Genomic DNA, 19,131 nt, shown 5'->3' with positions numbered 1-19,131 from the left:
GTCAGGGGCGGTTTCAGCCAGGCCCAGTGTCTGCTCAGGCATAGCGCAGTTCGCCGGTCTTGCCGCGGAAGACCCGATACGAGAACACGGAGTAGCCCACGATGGCCGGCACCGAGATGCACACGCCGACCAGGATCACCTTGAGCGCCGGCGCGCTGCTGGCCGCCTGCCAGATCGTGAGCTGGCCGATCACCTGCCAGGCCGACAGGCCGGTCAGCAGGAACGCGCAGGTCAGCGCCGAGGCCAGCAGCATGTGCGCGAAACGGGACGGGAACGAGGGATTGAAGATCACCTCCAACCAGCTCGCCACGTGGAACTCGCCGTCCACGATCTCATGGCCCGCGGGCGTCTGCATCCACGAGTTGAGCGCAAGAATCCAGAAGGCCGACAGCGTGGTGCCGAACTGGAAGTTCATGGTGATGCCGCTCACCACGCCCAGCGCGATGCTGATCGTGGAAAACAGGATGCGAAAGGTGATGTTGGCCGCGAACTGCATGCGGGCGAGGATCAGGGCGTCCATCGGGCTCCTTTCAGGCCGGTGGCGGCGCGGCCGCCGCCGGCCCAGGTCATCGCTTCGCCGCCCCGCCCTGCTTCAGGGCTTCGGACATGCCGATCAGCACGCCGCTCACCAGCGTTGCGTAGCTGTCGAGCATCGCCTGCGAGGCGCGCAGGCTCAGCGCACGGCCGTCGCGCAGGTTCCTGTGCGTGTCTTCCATGAGCTGTTCGAGCGCCGCGGTGGCGCGCGCGCCGGTGCCCGTGCCCTTGCCCTGCGCCGCCTGGAACACGGCGCTCCAGGGGCCGTCGGCCGGCGCCGCCTTGCGCACGCTGGCAAACAGCGTGTCTTCCATCTTCTCGATGTCGGCGAGTGCCTTCTTGAGCTGCGTCTCGCGCAGGCTCACCCCCTGGTCGACCAGCTGCTGCAGCGCACGCTGGTTGGCCAGCACCGCCTGTTCCAGCGCGCCATCCATGCCGGCGAAGGCCTTGGCCAGCAGGGCCTCCACGTCGGGCGCGGGCAGCTTGCTTCCCTCGACGCCGGTCGAGGCTGCCTTGGTGACCGTGCCCAGCACCTGCCGGATGTTCGCGAGCGTGAGCTCGCGGCCCTGCAGCGCCTTGAGCGTGGCCTCGTGCACGGCCTTGCGGATGGCTTCGCCCTGCTTGGCGGAGGCGTCGGTGAACTTGTTGATCAGTGCGACCTGATCGATGCCGTTTTTGAGGATCATGGCCGTCCGTTCATTGCATGTGCTGGCCGCCGTTGATCGCAATGTTGGCGCCGGTCACGAACGCCGCCTCTTCCGAGGCCAGGTAGATGATCAGGCCTGCCACTTCTTCGGGCTTGCCCAGGCGCCCCACGGGGATGTGCGGCAGGATCTTGCTGTCGAGAACTTCCTTCGGAATGGCCGTGACCATCTTGGTGCCGATGTAGCCGGGCGAGATGGTGTTGACCGTCACGCCCTTCTTTGCCACCTCGAGCGCCAGCGCCTTGGTGAAGCCGTGCACGCCGGCCTTGGCAGCCGAGTAGTTGGTCTGGCCGAACGCGCCCTTCGAGCCGTTCACCGACGACACGTTGATGATGCGGCCCCAGCCCCGGTCCACCATCCCGTCGGCCACCTGCTTGCTCATGTTGAACAGGCTGTCGAGGTTGGTGCGCAGCACGGCGTTCCAGTTGATCTGGTCCATCTTCTTGAAGGTCATGTCGCGCGTGATGCCGGCGTTGTTGACCAGCACGTCGACCGGGCCGAGGGCTTCCTCGACCTGGCGCACGGCTTGTGCGCAGGAGTCGTAGTCGGCCACGTCGCAGGGCACGGCCAGGATCTGGTAGCCGCGCGACGCCATCTGCGCGACCCACTCCGCATGCGACTTGTTGCCCGGCGAATAGGTCACCGCGAGCTTGTAGCCCGCATCGACCATCTTGGTGGAGATCGTCTCGCCCAGGCCGCCCATGCCGCCCGTCACCAGTACCACGCGTTGCTTGTTCATTCAGTGCTCCTTGTTGAAACTTCGTTGGATCTCGTCGAGGGCCACCGCGGAACCGGCTTTGCCGGGCCGCTGGTGGCGCCCCCTTGAGGGGGAGGCGCCGAAGGCGCTTCGGGGGTGGGCGTCAAGCCCGTTCGACAGCCAGGGCCACGCCCATGCCGCCGCCGATGCACAGCGAGGCCAGGCCCTTGTTGGCGCCGCGGCGGCGCATCTCGTGCAGCAGCGTCACCAGCACGCGGCAGCCCGAGGCGCCGATGGGGTGGCCGATGGCAATGGCACCGCCGTTCACGTTGATGCGGCTCGTGTCCCAATCCATCTCGCGGTTGACCGCGCAGGCCTGCGCCGCGAAGGCTTCGTTGATTTCCATCAGGTCGAGGTCCTGCGCCTTCCAGCCGGCCTTCTTCAGTGCCAGCTGCGAGGCGGGCACCGGGCCCATGCCCATGAGCGACGGGTCGAGGCCCGCGCTCGCATAGGCGCGGATCACCGCCAGCGGCTGCAGGCCGAGCGCCGCGGCGCGCGAGGCCGACATCACCAGAACCGCGGCCGCGCCATCGTTCAGGCCCGAGGCATTGCCCGCCGTCACCGAGCCCGTCTTGTCGAACGCGGGGCGCAGGCCGGCCAGTGCGTCGGCATTGGTCTTGCGGTTCACGAACTCGTCGGCTGCGAAGACGATGGGGTCGCCCTTCTTCTGCGCGATGCTGAACGGAAGAATCTCGTCGTTGAAGCGCCCCGCGTCCTGCGCGGCCGCGGCCTTCTGCTGCGAGGCGAGCGCGAGTGCGTCCTGCATCTCGCGCGTGATGCCGTACTTCTTTGCCACGTTCTCGGCCGTGGTGCCCATGTGGTACTGGTTGTAGACGTCCCACAGGCCGTCCACGATCATGGTGTCGGCCAGCTTCCAGTCGCCCATGCGCTGGCCGTTGCGCGAGTTGGGCAGCACGTGCGGCGCGGCGCTCATGTTCTCCTGGCCGCCGGCCACCACGATCTCGGCGTCGCCGCACTTCACGGCTTGCGCCGCCAGCATCACGGCCTTCAGGCCCGAGCCGCAGACCTTGTTGATGGTGAGGCCCGGCACGCCGATCGGCAGGCCCGCCTTGATGACCGTCTGGCGCGCCGGGTTCTGCCCCGCGCCGGCCGCGAGCACCTGGCCCATGATCACCTCGGACACCGCATCGCCCGGCACGCCGGCCTTCTCGAGCAGGCCCTTCACCACATGCGCGCCCAGCTCGGGTGCGGCCGTGCCGGCGAGTGCGCCGCCGAACTTGCCGACCGCTGTGCGTTGCGCGGCCACGATCACGATATCGTCTGACATGAGAGTCTCCTTGAGGTTGATGCGAAAGAAGGTCGAGTCATTGCATTGAACTGCTCAATGCAGCTTGACGTGGGGTTCGGTGCGCCGCGTGATGAGGCGCGCGAGCGTGTCGAGCGAGACCTTGACGACGCCGTGCAGCGCCAGCTCGTGCATCTTGTAGAGCGACACGTACATGAGCCGGGCGAACAGCCCTTCGATCATCAGGTTCCCGCCGATCAGGCCACCCATCATGTTGCCGACGGTGCTGAACTCGCCGAGCGATACCAGCGAGCCGAAATCGCGGTAGCGGTAGGGCTCGAGCGCCTTTCCGCCCATGCGCCGGCGAATCTGCGCCGCGACATGCGAGGCCTGCTGGTGCGCCGCCTGCGCGCGCGGCGGCACCAGCCCGCCCTTGCCACCGTTGGCCTCGGGCCAGTCGCAGGCGGCACAGTCGCCAATGGCGAAGACGTCGGCGTCGCGCGTGGTCTGCAACGTCGGCAGCACCGCGAGCTGGTTGCTGCGGTTGGTTTCCAGCCCCGCGATGTCCTTCATGAAATCGGCCGCCTTCACCCCCGCGGCCCACACCACCAGCTCGGCCGGCAGCACGCGGCCATCGGCCAGGCGCACGCCCTCGGGCAGCACCTCGGCCACCTTGGCAGAGGTGTGCACGTCCACGCCCAGCTTGAGCAGCAGCGCCTCGGTCGCGGCCGACATGCGCGGGGGCAGCGCGGGCAGTACGCGGTCGGCGGCTTCGATCACGCTGACCTGGATGTCCTTCTCGGCGTCCACGCGATCCAGCCCGTAGGCGACCACTTCGCGCGTGGTGCGGTGCAGCTCGGCCGCCAGCTCCACGCCCGTGGCGCCCGCGCCGATGATGGCCACGTGCAGCTGCTCGGGGCGCAGCGGTGTGGTCTGCGCGTGCGCGCGGATGCAGGCATTGACCATGCGCTGGTGGAAGCGCTGCGCGTCCGCCTTCGATTCGAGCCGCAGCGCATGCTCGCGCACGCCGGGCGTGCCGAAGTCGTTGCTGAGGCTGCCGACGGCAATCACCAGCGTGTCGTAGCCGAAGGCGCGCGCCGGCGTGACCAGCCGGCCCTCGTCGTCCATGTAGGGCGCCACCTGCACCTCGCGCCGCTCGCGGTCGATGCCGGTGAGTTCTCCGAGCCGGAACCGGAAGCGGTGCCAGTGCGCCTGCGCGAGGTAGTCCACTTCGTGCGCGCTCAGGTCCATGCTGCTCGCGGCGATCTCGTGCAGCTTGGGCTTCCAGACATGCGTGCGGTTCTTGTCGATCAGCGTGATGTCCGCACGGCCCCGCTTGCCCAGCGTGTCGCCCAGGCGCGTAGCCAGCTCGAGGCCGCCGGCCCCGCCGCCCACGATGACGACGCGGTGCTTCTGCACGGCGCTGTTCATGATTGGCTGCTCCGTACAGGCATGAGGTGCTTCAGCGGGGCTGGGCCACGGGCATGTGGGTCTCGACCTTGTCCAGCACCGCCTCGGGCGCGTCGGCCTCGGCCGCCGTCTCGTTGTCCAGGATGCGCTTCATGCGGACGGTGTCCAGGTCGTTGGTCCACTTGGCGACCACGACCGTGGCCACGCCGTTGCCGATCAGGTTGGTCAGCGCGCGGGCTTCCGACATGAATCGGTCGATGCCGAGGATGAGCGCGAGGCCGGCCACCGGCACGTGCCCCACGGCCGAGAGGGTGGCCGCCAGCACGATGAAGCCGCTGCCGGTCACGCCTGCGGCACCCTTCGAGGTCAGGAGCAGCACGGCCAGCAGCGTGAGCTGCTGGGTGAGCGTCATGTCGGTGTTGGTCGCCTGCGCGATGAACACGGCCGCCATCGTCAGGTAGATGGACGTGCCGTCGAGGTTGAACGAATAGCCCGTGGGCACCACCAGGCCGACCACCGACTTCTTCGCGCCCAGGTTCTCCAGCTTGGCCATCATGCGCGGCAGCACCGATTCGCTCGACGAGGTGCCCAGCACGATCAGCAGTTCTTCCTTGATGTACTTGATGAACTTCCAGATGCTGAAGCCATGGAAGCGCGCAATGAGCCCCAGCACCACGAAGATGAAGAACAGGCAGGTGGCGTAGAAGGTGGCCATCAGCTGGCCGAGCTGCAGCAGCGAGCTCACGCCGTACTTGCCGATGGTGAAGGCCATCGCGCCGAAGGCGCCGATGGGCGCGACCTTCATGATGTAGCCCACGATCACGAAGAGCACGTGCGAGCCTTTTTCGATCACGTCGAACACCAGCGTGCCGCGGCCGCCGAACTTGTGCAGCGCAAAGCCGAACATCACGGCGATCAGCAGCACCTGCAGGATCTCGCCCTTGGCGAAGGCGTCGACCACCGTGCTCGGGATCACGTTGAGCAGGAAGTCGGTGGTGCTCTGCATCTTGCCCGGACCGGTGTAGGCGGCGATGCTCTTGGCGTCGAGCTGGCTCACGTCGACGTTCATGCCGGCGCCGGGCCGCACGATGTTGATGATCACCAGGCCCACCACCAGCGCGATGCTGCTCACGATCTCGAAGTACAGCAGCGCCAGGCCGCCGGTCTTGCCGACCTTCTTCATGTCTTCCATGCCCGCGATGCCGACCACCACCGTGCAGAAGATGATCGGCGCGATGATCATCTTGATGAGCTTGATGAAGCCGTCGCCCAGCGGCTTCATCGATGCGCCGGTGTCGGGATAGAAATGCCCCAGCAGCACCCCGAGCACGATGGCCGTGATGACCTGGAAATAGAGGGATTTGTAAAAGGGCTTGGGTACGACTTGGTGGTCCACGGATATCTCCTAGAAAATTTCAGACGCCGGCGGCATGCACCTGCCGGGCTTGGGCCGGTTCATGGCCGTGCCGTCGTCAGGCTGCGTTGCGGTGCGAGTTGGCATCGACCACCGCCAGGGCCGTCATGTTGACGATGCGTCGCACCGTGGACGATGGCGTGAGGATGTGCACCGAGCGCGCCGCGCCCAGCAGGATGCCGCCCACCGTGATGCCGCTGCCGGCCGCCACGCGCAGCAGGTTGTACGAGATGTTGGCCGCATCGACGTTGGGCATGATGAGCACGTTGGCCTCCGTCTCCAGCGCCGAGTCCGGAAACTCGTGGTCGAGGATGGTCTTCGACAGCGCCGCGTCGCCGCGCATCTCGCCTTCCACCGCCAGCTGCGGATCGGCCGCCTTGATGAGTGCGAGCGCCTCGCGCATCTTCACGGCCGAGGCCGCGTCGGAGCCACCGAAGTTCGAGTGCGACAGCAGCGCCACGCTCGGCGTCACGCCGAAGCGGCGCACTTCTTCGGCCGCGAGCAGCGCGATCTCGGCGATCTGCGCGGCATCGGGATCGCGGTTGACGTGCGTGTCGCAGATGAAGAGCTGGCGCCCCGGCAGCATCAGCATCTGCATGGCGGCCAGGGTCTTCGTGCCCGGGCGCAGGCCGATCACGTCGCGCACATGGCGCAGGTGATCGCCGTAGCCGCCGAGCGTGCCGCACAGCATGGCGTCGGCGCGGCCCTGGCGCACCAGCATGGCTGCGAGCAACGTGCCGCGGCTGCGCATCTCGGTCTGGGCCACGAGGCGCGAGACCCCGTCGCGGCGCTTGAGCTGGTAGTAGGCCTCGGCTGCGTCGCCGTACACGGCAGGGTCGAGCAGGTCGACGGCCTCGCAATCGGTGCCCAGCGTGAGGCGCAAGCCGTACTGCGCGATGCGCTCGGCAATCACCTCGGGGCGGCCCAGCAGCAGCGGGCGCGCCAGGCCTTCGTCGACCACCACCTGCGCGGCGCGCAGCACGCGCTCGTCCTCTCCCTCGGCGTAGACCACGCGCTTGGGCGCCTGCTTGGCCGCGGCGAACAGCGGCTGCATGCTGCTGCCCGACTGGTAGACGAACTGCGACAGGCGCTGGCGGTAGGCCTTCATGTCGGCGATGGGCCGCGTCGCCACGCCACTGTCGACCGCGGCCTGCGCCACCGCGGGCGCAACCGCCTCGATCAGGCGCGGGTCGAAAGGCTTGGGGATCAGGTAGTCGCGGCCGAAGCGCAGGCCGACCGCGCCGTAGGCCTGCGCCACCACCTCGGGGATCTCGGCATGCGCGAGCTCGGCGATGGCGCGCACCGCGGCGAGCTTCATCTCTTCGTTGATGGTGGTCGCGCCCACGTCGAGCGCGCCGCGGAAGATGAACGGAAAGCACAGGACGTTGTTGACCTGGTTCGGATAGTCCGACCGGCCGGTGCCGAGGATGGCATCGGGGCGCACGGCCAGCGCGTCTTCCGGCAGGATCTCCGGTGTCGGGTTGGCCATGGCAAGGATGATCGGGTCGCGCGCCATCTCCTTCACCATCTCGGGCTTGAGCACGCCGCCGGCCGAGAGGCCGAGGAAGATGTCGGCGCCGGCGATCACGTCGGCCAGCTTGCGCGCCGAAGTGTCCTGCGCGTAGCGGGCCTTGTTCGGGTCCATCTGCTCCTTGCGGCCGGTGTAGACCACGCCCGCACTGTCGGACACGAAGATGCTGTGCATCGGCAGGCCCAGGCTCACGATCAGGTCGAGGCAGGCCAGCGCCGCCGCGCCGGCGCCCGAGGCCACCAGCTTCACCTCGCGGATGTCCTTCTTCACATGGCGCAGCGCATTGAGGATGGCGGCGGCCGCGACGATGGCGGTGCCGTGCTGGTCGTCGTGGAAGACCGGGATCTTCATGCGCTCGCGCAGCTTCTTCTCGATGTAGAAGCACTCGGGCGCCTTGATGTCCTCCAGGTTGATGCCGCCGAAGGTGGGCTCCATGCGCGCGATGGTGTCGATCAGCGCGTCGGGGTCGTTCTCGTCGAGCTCGATGTCGAACACGTCGATGCCCGCGAACTTCTTGAACAGGCAGGCCTTGCCTTCCATCACCGGCTTGCCGGCCAGCGCGCCGATGTTGCCCAGCCCAAGCACCGCGGTGCCGTTGGTGATCACGGCCACGAGGTTGGCGCGCGAAGTGAGGTTCATGGCCTCGGCCGGGTCGCGCACGATCTCCATGCAGGCTTCGGCCACACCGGGCGAGTACGCGAGCGCGAGGTCGCGCTGCGTGGCCATCGGCTTGGTCGGGTTCACCGAGATCTTGCCGGGCGTGGGGAAGCGGTGGTAGTCGAGGGCGGCTTCGCGCAGTTTTTCGTCGGACATGGTGTCTCCGTGGAATTTTCAGTAAGGGGTGGCCGCGCCGGCATCGGCCAGCCAGCCGCGCAGCCCGCTCAGCAGCGCCGCGGGTTGGTCGGCGTGCACCCAGTGCCCGGCGTCGGCGATGCGCTCGGTCCCCGCGTGCGGGAACAGCGCGCGGATGCCGGGGAGCGACGAAGGCCGCACGTAGCCGGACTCCGCGCCATGGATGAAGAGCGCGGGGCCGTCGTAACGCGCTTCGCGCAGCGATTCGGGAAATCCGCAAAGCTCGCGCATGCACAGACCGGTGGCGAGCAGATTCAGCCGCCAGTCGAAGCGGTCGTTCTGCCGGCGCAGGTTCTGCATCAGGAAGTCGACTGGGGCGTCGGCGCCGAGGCTGCCGGCCAGCGCCTGTTGGATTTCGCGGCGGCTGGTGGCGCTCGCCATCTCGAGACTGCGCATGGCCGATACGTAGGACGAGAACTGGTCGGCGTAGCTCTCGGGGGCGATGTCGATCACGGCGATGCCGCCGATGGCCTCCGGGTGCGAGAGCGCCAGCGCCATCACGGTCTTGCCCCCCATGCTGTGACCGATCACTAAGGGGCGCTGCAATTGCTCCCGCTCGATCAGCGCGAGCACGTCCCCCGCCATCTCCACGTACGACATCGATTCGGCCCAAGGCGAGGCGCCATGGTTGCGGGCGTCGGGCAGGTAGACGCGGTGGTCCGGAGCCAGCGCCTGTGCAACCTGCGTCCAGTTGCGGCCCGCGCCGAACAGGCCGTGCAGGATCACCACCGGAGGTCCCGATCCCAGGGCCTCGAAAGCCAGTGCGAGCGGCATGGCGGCGGCCTACTTCTTCTTCACCGGGGGCAGGTCGGTGCAATGCCCTTCGAACACCTCGGCCGCCATGCCGATCGATTCGCCAAGCGTCGGATGCGGGTGGATGGTCTTGCCGATGTCGGCGGGCTCGCAGCCCATCTCGATGGCCAGGCACACCTCGCTGATCAGGTCGCCCGCATGCGTGCCGACGATGCCGCCGCCGACGATGCGGTGCGTGGCCTCGTCGAACAGCAGCTTGGTGAACCCCTCGTCGCGCCCATTGGCGATGGCCCGGCCCGATGCGGCCCACGGGAACACGGCCTTGCCGATCTTCAGGCCCTCGGCCTTGCACTGCTCTTCCGTCTTTCCGGCCCAGGCCACCTCGGGATCGGTATAGGCCACGGAGGGAATCTGCCGCGCATCGAAGAACGACGCCTCGCCGTGCGCCGCCTCGGCCGCCACGTGTGCCTCGTGCACCGCCTTGTGCGCCAGCATGGGCTGGCCCACGATGTCGCCGATGGCGAAGATGTGCGGTACGTTGGTGCGCATCTGCTTGTCGACATTGATGAAGCCGCGGTCGGTGACGGCCACGCTGGCCTTGTCGGCCGCGATCTTCTTGCCGTTGGGGCTGCGGCCCACGGCCACCAGCACCAAGTCGTAGACCTGCGGAGCCGAAGGCGCCTTCTCGCCTTCGAAGCTGACCTCGATGCCGGCCTTGGTGGCCTTGGCACCGACGGTCTTGGTCTTGAGCATGACGTTGTCGAAGCGTGGCGCGTTGAACTTCTCCCACACCTTGACGAGGTCGCGGTCGGCCCCCTGCATCAGGCCGTCGAGCATTTCGACCACGTCGATGCGCGTGCCCAGCGTCGAATACACCGTGGCCATTTCCAGGCCGATGATGCCGCCGCCGATCACCAGCATGCGCTTGGGGATGCCCTTGAGCAGCAGCGCGCCGGTGGAGTCGACGACGCGTTCGTCCTCGGGCATGAAGGGCAGCTTCACGGCCTGCGAGCCCGCGGCGATGATGGCCTTGGCGAACTTCACCACCTTCTTCGTGCCGCCCTCGCCCGCCACCTCGAGGTGATAGGCATCCAGGAAGCTGCCCACGCCGGTGACGACCTCGACCTTGCGCGCCTTCGCCATGCCGGCCAGGCCGCCGGTGAGCTTCTTGATGACGCCGTCCTTGAAGCCGCGCAGCGCGTCGATGTCGACTTCGGGCGCGGCGTACTTGATGCCGTGCTTGGCGAGCAGCTTCACCTCGTCCATCACGCCGGCCGTGTGCAGCAGTGCCTTCGAGGGGATGCAGCCCACGTTGAGGCACACGCCGCCGAGGGTGGCGTAGCGTTCGACCAGCACGGTCTTCATGCCGAGGTCCGCGCTGCGGAACGCGGCCGAGTAGCCGCCGGGGCCGGCGCCGAGCACGAGCACTTCGCACTCGATGTCGGCCTTGCCGGTGTAGCTGCCTGCCACGGGCGCGGGAGCCGCGGCAGCGGGTGCGGCAGCAGCTGCCGGTGCGGGCGCAGGGGCCGGCGCCGCAGCGGGCGCGGCGGGCGACGTTTCGATCACCAGGATCACCGAGCCTTCGCTGACCTTGTCGCCGAGCGCGATCTTCAGCTCCTTCACGGTGCCCGCATGGCTCGACGGAATCTCCATCGAGGCCTTGTCGGACTCCACCATGATCAGCCCGGTATCGACCGCGATGACCTCGCCGGGCTTGACCAGCAGTTCGATGACCGCGACATCCTTGAATTCGCCGATGTCGGGGACCTTGACTTCCACCATGTGTGCCATTGGGAGCTTCCTTCAGAACAGCACGCGCCGCAGGTCGGCGAGCACGTTGGCGAAATAGACGTTGAAGCGCGCGGCGGCGGCGCCGTCGATCACGCGGTGGTCCCATGAGAGGGACAGCGGCAGCGTGAGGCGCGAGGTGTAGGTCTTGCCGTCGCTGGAGTGCTGCTTCCAGTAGCTCTTGCACACGCCCATGATGGCGACCTCGGGCGCATTGATGATCGGCGTGAAGTAGATGCCGCCGATGCCGCCCAGCGAGCTGATGGTGAAGGTGCCGCCCGACATCTGGTCGGGCTTGAGCTTGCCGTCGCGCGCGAGCTTGGCGAGCTCGCCCATCTCCTTGGCAATGTCGGGCACCGTCTTCTTGTCGACGTCGCGGATCACCGGCACCATGAGCCCGTTGGGCGTGTCGGCCGCGAAGCCGATGTGCCAGTAGTTCTTGAGCACCAGGGCGTCGCCGTCGAGGCTGGCGTTGAACTCCGGGAACTTCTTCAGCGCCGCCACGGCCGCCTTCATCATGAAGGGCAGCATGCTGATCTTGACGCCCGACTTTTCCAGCTCCTTGTTCATCTGCACGCGGAACTGCTCGAGGTCGGTGATGTCGGCCTCGTCGTGCGTCGTCACGTGCGGAATGACGACCCAGTTGCGGTGCAGGTTGGCGGCGCTGATCTTCTTGATGCGTGACAGTTCCTTGCGCTCGGTCGGACCGAACTTGGCGAAGTCGACCTTGGGCCAGGGCAAGAGGTCGATGCCGCCGACACCGCCGCCAGCTGGCGCTGCACCAGCCTTGCCGGCGGCCGGCGCGGCAGATGCACCCCCGCCCTTCGCGAAGGCCTCGACGTCGGCGCGCACGATGCGGCCGTGGTCCCCGGTGCCCTTGAGCTTGCCGAGGTCGACGCCGAGTTCGCGGGCGAGCTTGCGCACGGCGGGGCCGGCGTAGGCGAGCGCGAAGGCGGCTTCGTCGATGGTGCCGCCCGCCGATGCCGCGGCTTGCGTGGGCGCCGCAGCGGCAGGTGCCGCCGGTGCGGGTGCAGCAGCGTTGGCGGCAGGCGCATCACCGGTCGCCAGCGACAGGATCACAGACCCCTCGCTGACCTTGTCTCCGATCTTGATGCCGATGGCCGTCACCACGCCCGAGAGCGGCGCGGGCACGTCCATCGTCGCCTTGTCGGATTCGAGCGAGACGATCGGGTCCTCGGCCTTCACCGTGTCACCGACCTTCACGAAGATCTCGATGACCGGCACGTCCTTGAAGTCGCCGATGTCGGGCACGCGCACTTCGGCCACCCCGGCCGGTGCGCTGGTGGCGGAAGGCGCGGCGCTCACGCTGGGCTTGGCCGCCTCGGCGGGCGCGGGAGCGGCCGAGCCGCCCTCCGCCTTGAAGGTCATGATGACGCTGCCTTCGCTGACCTTGTCGCCCAGCTTCACGGCGATGGACTCGACCACCCCGCCGCGCGGCGCGGGCACTTCCATCGTCGCCTTGTCCGATTCGAGCGAGACCAGCGGGTCTTCGGCCTTCACCGTGTCGCCGGGCTTCACGAAGATTTCGATGACCGGCACGTCGCTGAAATCGCCGATGTCCGGCACCTTGATGTCGATTGCGTTGCTCATGTTCTGCTGCCTTGCCTCAGACGGTCCAGGGGGCTGCGCGCTCGGCATCGAGCCCGTACTTCGCGATGGCCTCGGCCACCACGGCGTGCCTGATCACGCCGTCGTCGGCCAGCGCCTTGAGCGCGGCCACGGCCACGTGCCAGCGGTCGACCTCGAAGAAGCGGCGCAGCTTCTTGCGGTAGTCGCTGCGGCCGAAGCCGTCGGTGCCCAGCACGGTGTAGCGCCGGCCCGAGGCGTGCACGTACTCGCGCACCTGGTCGGCGTAGTTGCGCATGTAGTCGGTGGCCGCGATGACCGGGCCGTCGTGGCCTTCGAGACATTGCTCGACATGGCTCTTGCGCGCCGGCTCGGTGGGGTGCAGCCGGCTCCAGCGCTCGGCGGCCATGCCGTCGCGGCGCAACTCGTTGTAGCTGGTGGCGCTCCACACGTCGGCGGCGATGCCGAAGTCGGCCTTCAGCAGTTCGGCCGCGAACATCACCTCGCGCAGGATGGTGCCGCTGCCCATGAGCTGCACGCGGTGACCCTTCTTCGGCGCCTTGCCGCCGTCGCTCAGTTGGTACAGCCCCTTGAGAATGCCCGCCTCGCTGCCCTCGGGCATGCCGGGGTGCGGGTAGTTCTCGTTCATGAGGGTGATGTAGTAATACACGTCCTCCTGCTCGGCGTACATGCGGCGCATGCCGTCGCGCACGATGGCGACCACCTCGTAGGCGAAGGTCGGGTCGTACGAAACGCAGTTCGGAATGGTGCCGGCCAGGATGTGGCTGTGGCCGTCCTCGTGCTGCAGGCCTTCGCCGTTGAGCGTGGTGCGCCCCGCGGTGCCGCCGAGCAGGAAGCCGCGCGCCCGCATGTCGCCGGCCAGCCAGGCCAGGTCGCCCACGCGCTGCAGGCCGAACATCGAGTAGTAGATGTAGAACGGGATCATCGGCACGTTGTTCGTGCTGTACGAGGTGGCCGCGACGATCCAGCTGGACATCGCGCCGCCCTCGTTGATGCCTTCCTGCAGCACCTGGCCGTCCTTCGACTCGCGGTAGTACATGAGCTGGTCGGCGTCCTGCGGCTTGTAGAGCTGGCCGAGCGAGGACCAGATGCCCAGCTGGCGGAACATGCCTTCCATGCCGAAGGTGCGCGACTCGTCGGGCACGATGGGCACCACGTGCTTGCCGATGGCCTTGTCCCGCACCAGCGTGCCGAGCATCTGCACGAAGGCCATGGTGGTGGAGATCTCGCGCTCGCCAGTGTCCTTGAGCAGGCGCTCGAAGGTGGCCAGCGGCGGAATCTCGAGCGCGGTCGACTTGCGGCGGCGCTGCGGCAGGTAGCCGCCGAGCGCGGCGCGGCGCTCGCGCAGGTACTTCATCTCGGGGCTGTCTTCGGCCAGCTGGATGAAGGGCACGTTGGGCAGTTCTTCGTCGGACACCGGGATCTGGAAGCGGTCGCGAAAGCCGCGCAGCGCGTCCTGCGTCATCTTCTTGGCCTGGTGCGCGATCATCTGGCCTTCGCCCGATTCGCCCATGCCGTAGCCCTTGACCGTCTTGGGCAGGATCAGCGTGGGCTGGCCCTTGTGCTTGACGGCCGCGGCATACGCGGCGAACACCTTCTCGGGGTCGTGACCGCCGCGCGTGAGGCCCCAGATCTCGTCGTCGCTCATGTCGGCGACCAGCGCCTTGGTCTCGTCGTACTTGCCGAAGAAATGCTCGCGCACGTAGGCGCCGCTCTTGCTCTTGAAGTCCTGGTACTCGCCGTCCACGCACTCCTCCATGCGCTGCAGCAGCTTGCCGCTCTTGTCCTTGGCGAGCAGCTTGTCCCAGCCGCTGCCCCAGAGCACCTTGATGACGTTCCAGCCTGCCCCGCGGAACACGCTCTCCAGTTCCTGCACGATCTTGCCGTTGCCGCGCACCGGGCCGTCGAGGCGCTGCAGGTTGCAGTTGATGACGAACACGAGGTTGTCCAGGCTCTCGCGGCCCGCGAGCGAGATGGCGCCGAGCGATTCGGGCTCGTCCATTTCGCCGTCGCCCATGAAGGCCCAGACCTTGCGCGGTGCCGTGTCTGCGAGACCCCGGCCATGCAGGTACTTGAGAAAGCGCGCCTGGTAGATCGCCATCAGCGGGCCGAGCCCCATCGACACCGTGGGGAACTGCCAGAAGTCGGGCATGAGCCACGGGTGCGGGTACGACGGGATGCCGCCGCCCTCGGACTCCTGGCGGTAGTTGAGCAGTTGCTGCTCGCTCAGGCGGCCTTCGAGAAAAGCGCGCGCATAGATGCCGGGCGAGCTGTGGCCCTGGATGAACAGCAGGTCGCCGCCGTGCGTGTCGGTGGCCGCGTGCCAGAAGTGGCCGAAGCCGATGTCGTAGAGCGTGGCCGCCGACTGGAAGCTCGCGATGTGGCCGCCGAGCTCCGACGAGTCCTTGTTGGCGCGCAGGATGATCGCCATCGCGTTCCAGCGGATGATCGAGCGCAGGCGGTGCTCGATCTCGCGGTTGCCGGGGGACTTTTCTTCCTGCTCGGGCGGGATGGTGTTCTTGTACGCCGTGTTCAGCGAACGGGGCACGTACACCCCGTCGCGGCGGCCCTGGTCGACCAGGCGATTCAACAGAAAGTTCGTACGTTCGCTGCCGCGGTGTTGTTGAACCGCGCCGAGCGCATCGATCCACTCGCCAGTTTCCGTGGGGTCAAGGTCACCCATGGTGCTCATCGGTTTGTCTCCTGTGTCGTGGCCGAAAGCCGCATCGGGCGATGCGGCCGGCCTTGGTACACAGCAATCGATGTGCCACGCGTCGCGCGGCGTGCAAGGCACGCTAAGTCGTTGATTTCATGAAAGATGAGATGGGCATGAAGCGGACGCGCCGCCGACGATCCGGATGCGGAGCAAGGAGCCCGTCCGAATCGCCGGACCGGCGATCAGGGCAAACCCTGAGAGTCAATCCAGCGAGGTTGGTTTACCTGCGACCGTTCATGCTTCGTCCCTCAACCCGGCCCTGACTTCACCACGAGCCCGCGCTTGCGCACCCGATAGGCCAGCTGGGGTCGCGTGATGCCCAGCACACGCGCAGCCGCCGAGAGGTTTCCGCCGCATTGCTCCAGCGCACGGCGGATCAGCGTCTCTTCCACCTGCCCCAAGGAACCGGGGCCGGCGCGGTCCGCCGCGGCTTGGCTTGCGGGCGTGGCCTGCCGGGGCAAGGCGCCGACAGACCCAGCCCCCGCCAGGTGGCCATCCGGCCGTACCGACAGCACGTTCTTGTCCAGCGTCTCACCGCTCGTGAACAGGTGGTGCACTTCGAGCAGGCTGCCTTCGGGCGCCACGATCACGGCGCGCTCGATGAGGTTTTGCAGTTCGCGGATGTTGCCGGGGTAGTCGTAGTTCAGAAGCGCCTTGACGGCGGCTTGCGTGAAGCCGGCAACCTGCCGGCCGTGCTTGCGGCCGTAGTGATGCAGGAAATGGCTCATCAAGAGCGGCACGTCGTCGCGCCGCTCGCGCAGCGGCGGCAGGTGAATGGGAAAGACGTTCAGCCGAAAGAACAGGTCGTCGCGAAACCTGCCCTCGCGCACGGCCTGGCGCAGATCGACGTTGGTGGCCGCGATGACGCGCGTGTCGACCTGAACGCTGCGCGTGCTGCCCACGCGCTCGACTTCGCCCTCCTGCAATGTGCGCAGCAGCTTGCCCTGGGCCGCGTAGCTCAGCGTGCCGATCTCGTCCAGGAACAGCGTGCCGCCATGGGCGCGCTCGAAGCGGCCCGGCCGCGCCGCACCGGCGCCGGTGTAGGCGCCGCGCTCCACGCCGAACAGCTCCGACTCGATCAGCGTCTCCGGAATGGCCGCGCAGTTCACGGCGACGAAGGGCTTGTCGCGCCGCGGGCTGATGCTGTGCAGCATGCTCGCGAACTTTTCCTTGCCGACGCCGGACTCACCGGTAAAAAGCACGGTGGCCGTGGTCGGCGCCACGCGATGCAGCAGGTGGCAGGCCGCGTTGAAAGCCGATGACGCACCCACCATCGCGTCGCTCTTGCGTGGCGGCGTGGGCAACTCGGCAGCCCGCGGCGCCGCGACGCCGTAGGGCGACACGCCAACGGAAACGCCGACGAAGTCGCGCGCGCGCAGGTAGCGCATGTCTTCTTCCACGTCATCCCAGCGCTCGGCGGATTTTCCGATCACGCGGCAATGGCTCTCGCCCATCGAGCGGCAGGCAACTTCGCGGAACACCACCAGCCGCCCGAACAGCGTGCTGACGTAGCCGGTGGCATAGCCCACCTGCATCCAGCAGGCCGGCGAGCCGCCGATGCCGTAGGCCGCGATGTGCTCGTCGTCTTCGACCGAGTGGTGCCAGATGAATTCGCCTTCGTAGTCCGAGGTCTCGGGGTCATAGCGCGCGTGCACCAACTCGACCTTCACCAGCCCTTCCAGCGCATGCAGGCGGGTGCCGGCCATGGCGGCCGCAGCCGGCTCGGCCTCGGGCCAATGCTTGCGCACCAGCTGCGCGTCGCGCGCACCACTGACATAGCCCGCGCGCGTGAACAGGCCCCGGGCCTTCTCCTGGCCCAGGCTGTCGATCAGCTCGCGTCGCAGGGACCCCAGCGCCTCGGTATGCAACAGCACCATGCGCTGGTCCTGCAGCCAGATGCGGCCGTCACCGGGCGAAAAGAACAGGCATTCGCTGATGTCGGCAATGGTCGGGTGCTCTTCGCTTCCCACGTGCGAGGCGTCGAAGCGGCTCATGGCGCGCGCCACCTCGGCCAGGGAGATCCGCCCGGGCACCGGTGAGGCAATGGCTTTGGTCAATTTCGGGTTCATCGTTTGGTGAAACGGGCGGCCGATTCTTGAGCATTTGATGAAAGCCAGAATCAGGGTAAACCAGTTATTCACAATAACTATTACAACTCCGGGAATTCCCCTAACTCCCGAATGAAAACCGCCTCGCGCAGCGGCGCCGAAGCACCCCGCCACGGCACCGCTGGTACGTCCGTTGCGAAAAGAAGGCCGTGCCGCGGGGCATTTGCACCCGCGGCCCGTCGATCAACTTTTTCGCAAGGGGTGAGTCATGGGTGTTTCGCAGAAGCTGGCGTTCCTGGACGCGGCGGCCTGGGCCGGCAAGGTGTTCAACGGCGGATGGGTCGCGTCCGCAGGCGGTGTGCGCCACGTCGTCGAACCGGCCACGGGCCAGGTGATGGCGGCCGTCGGCATTGCCGACGCGCAGGACGTGGCGCTGGCCACGGCCGCCGCGGCGCAAGCGCAGAAAAGCTGGGCGCAGGTGGCGCCGCGCGAAAAGGCCGCGGTGTTCCTGCGGGCCGCGGCCTTGTTCGAGCAGCACTTCGACGAGCTGGCGCTGTATGTGGCCCGGGAGACGGGCGCCATCCTGCCCAAGGGACAGCACGAGGTGCGCGAGGCCATCACCCTGTGCCACCTGGCGGCGGCCATGCCCCTGCAGGCGCAGGGCCAGGTCCTGCCGAGCGCGAGCGGCACCACCAGCCTGGCGCGGCGCGTGCCGCGTGGCGTGGTGGGCGTGATCTCGCCCTTCAACTTTCCGCTCATCCTCACCCTTCGCACCGTGGCACCGGCCCTTGCGGCGGGCAACGGCGTGGTGGTCAAGCCCGACTCGCGCACGCCGGTGAGCGGCGGCTTCATGATCGCCCGCGTGTTCGAAGTGGCAGGCCTGCCCGCCGGCCTGCTGCAGGTGCTGCCCGGCGACGCCGCCGCCGGTGAAGCCCTGGTGACCGATGCGCAGGTGCCGATGATCGCCTTCACCGGCTCGCCCGCCGTCGGCCGGCGCATCGGCGAGCTGGCGGGTCGCCATCTGAAGAAGGTCACGCTGGAGCTGGGCGGCGCCAACTCGCTGATCGTCCTGGAAGACGCCGACCTCGACATCGCGGCCAGCAATGCGGCCTGGGGCGCCTGGCTGCACCAGGGGCAGATCTGCATGGCGACCAACCGCATCATCGTGCACGAGCGCATCGCCGCCGCCTTCACGCAGCGCCTGGTCGCGAAGGCCCAGCACCTGCCGGTGGGCGACGGCGCCAGCGGCCAGGTGGCCCTGGGGCCGCTGATCGACGCCAAGCAGCGCGACCGCGTGCACGCCATCGTGCAGGACAGCATTGCGGCCGGCGCGCAGCTGCTGGCCGGCGGCAGCAGCGAGGGCCTCTTCTACAAGCCCACGGTGCTGGCGGGCGTGAAGGCCGGCATGCGCGTGTACGACGAAGAAGTGTTCGGCCCGGTCGCCAACATCATCACCTTCAGCACCGACGACGAGGCCGTGGCCCTGGCCAACAACCACCAGGGCAGCCTGGCGTCGGCGGTGATCTCGCCTTCGATCGGACGGGCCATGGCAATGGCCGCGCAGCTGAACTCCGGCATGGTCCACATCAACGACCAGACCGTCAACGACGAGTGCGTCAACCCCTTCGGCGGACCCGGCATCGCCGGCAACGGCAGCAGCGTGGGCGGCCCGGCCGACTGGGAGGAATACACCCAGTGGCAGTGGCTGACCATCAAGCAGGCGCCGCATGCCTATCCATTCTGAGTTCTTGTTATCGACCGAACCCACGA

12 protein-coding genes and 1 pseudogene are annotated in these 19,131 nt (G+C 67.8%); 1 reads left to right on the top strand and 12 read right to left on the bottom strand.

Features of this window, described 5'->3' with window-relative positions:
- Window positions 1-112: 112 nt before the first annotated feature.
- From ACAM55_RS28015 to ACAM55_RS27960, 12 genes and pseudogenes are all read right to left on the bottom strand, one after another.
- A pseudogene (locus ACAM55_RS28015) lies at window positions 113-520 on the bottom strand (cytochrome ubiquinol oxidase subunit I); the annotation flags it as partial.
- Window positions 521-566: 46 nt separating this feature from the next.
- A complete protein-coding gene (locus ACAM55_RS28010; RefSeq protein WP_369656529.1) occupies window positions 567-1,220 on the bottom strand; it encodes a DUF6781 family protein in 654 nt (217 codons plus the stop codon).
- Window positions 1,221-1,230: 10 nt separating this feature from the next.
- Window positions 1,231-1,977 (bottom strand): acetoacetyl-CoA reductase, encoded by a 747-nt coding sequence (phbB, locus tag ACAM55_RS28005; protein ID WP_369656528.1) that lies wholly within the window; start codon window positions 1,975-1,977, stop codon window positions 1,231-1,233.
- A gap of 121 nt (window positions 1,978-2,098) precedes the next feature.
- A complete protein-coding gene (locus tag ACAM55_RS28000) occupies window positions 2,099-3,283 on the bottom strand; it encodes an acetyl-CoA C-acetyltransferase (RefSeq protein ID WP_369656527.1) in 1,185 nt (394 codons plus the stop codon).
- A gap of 54 nt (window positions 3,284-3,337) precedes the next feature.
- Complete coding sequence (locus ACAM55_RS27995) at window positions 3,338-4,672, bottom strand: NAD(P)/FAD-dependent oxidoreductase (protein ID WP_369656526.1); 1,335 nt, start codon at window positions 4,670-4,672, stop codon at window positions 3,338-3,340.
- Between the two features lie 31 nt (window positions 4,673-4,703).
- Window positions 4,704-6,047, bottom strand: coding sequence for a dicarboxylate/amino acid:cation symporter (locus tag ACAM55_RS27990; protein ID WP_369656525.1), 1,344 nt, complete (start codon window positions 6,045-6,047; stop codon window positions 4,704-4,706).
- Window positions 6,048-6,123: 76 nt separating this feature from the next.
- Complete coding sequence (locus tag ACAM55_RS27985) at window positions 6,124-8,409, bottom strand: NADP-dependent malic enzyme (RefSeq protein WP_369656524.1); 2,286 nt, start codon at window positions 8,407-8,409, stop codon at window positions 6,124-6,126.
- An 18-nt stretch (window positions 8,410-8,427) separates the two neighbouring features.
- Window positions 8,428-9,222: an alpha/beta fold hydrolase gene (locus ACAM55_RS27980; protein ID WP_369656523.1), complete on the bottom strand. Its 795-nt coding sequence runs from the start codon at window positions 9,220-9,222 to the stop codon at window positions 8,428-8,430.
- 9 nt (window positions 9,223-9,231) lie between these two features.
- A complete protein-coding gene (gene lpdA, locus ACAM55_RS27975; protein WP_369656522.1) occupies window positions 9,232-10,992 on the bottom strand; it encodes a dihydrolipoyl dehydrogenase in 1,761 nt (586 codons plus the stop codon).
- 12 nt (window positions 10,993-11,004) lie between these two features.
- On the bottom strand, window positions 11,005-12,600 hold the full coding sequence (gene aceF, locus ACAM55_RS27970; protein WP_369656521.1) for a dihydrolipoyllysine-residue acetyltransferase: 1,596 nt from the start codon (window positions 12,598-12,600) through the stop codon (window positions 11,005-11,007).
- Between the two features lie 16 nt (window positions 12,601-12,616).
- Entirely contained in the window at window positions 12,617-15,289 is a 2,673-nt protein-coding gene (gene aceE, locus ACAM55_RS27965) for a pyruvate dehydrogenase (acetyl-transferring), homodimeric type (RefSeq protein WP_369656520.1), read from the bottom strand.
- Between the two features lie 272 nt (window positions 15,290-15,561).
- Window positions 15,562-17,382, bottom strand: coding sequence for a sigma 54-interacting transcriptional regulator (locus tag ACAM55_RS27960; RefSeq protein ID WP_369656519.1), 1,821 nt, complete (start codon window positions 17,380-17,382; stop codon window positions 15,562-15,564).
- 247 nt (window positions 17,383-17,629) lie between these two features.
- Here ACAM55_RS27960 and ACAM55_RS27955 point away from each other — a divergent pair, with 247 nt between their 5' ends.
- Window positions 17,630-19,105 (top strand): benzaldehyde dehydrogenase, encoded by a 1,476-nt coding sequence (locus ACAM55_RS27955; protein WP_369656518.1) that lies wholly within the window; start codon window positions 17,630-17,632, stop codon window positions 19,103-19,105.
- The last annotated feature ends 26 nt before the right edge of the window (window positions 19,106-19,131 follow it).

This window comes from Variovorax sp. V213, from assembly GCF_041154455.1.
GTDB lineage: Bacteria > Pseudomonadota > Gammaproteobacteria > Burkholderiales > Burkholderiaceae_C > Variovorax.
The sequence above is the reverse complement of the archived record's forward strand: the minus strand, read 5'-3'. Positions and strand labels throughout refer to the sequence as shown.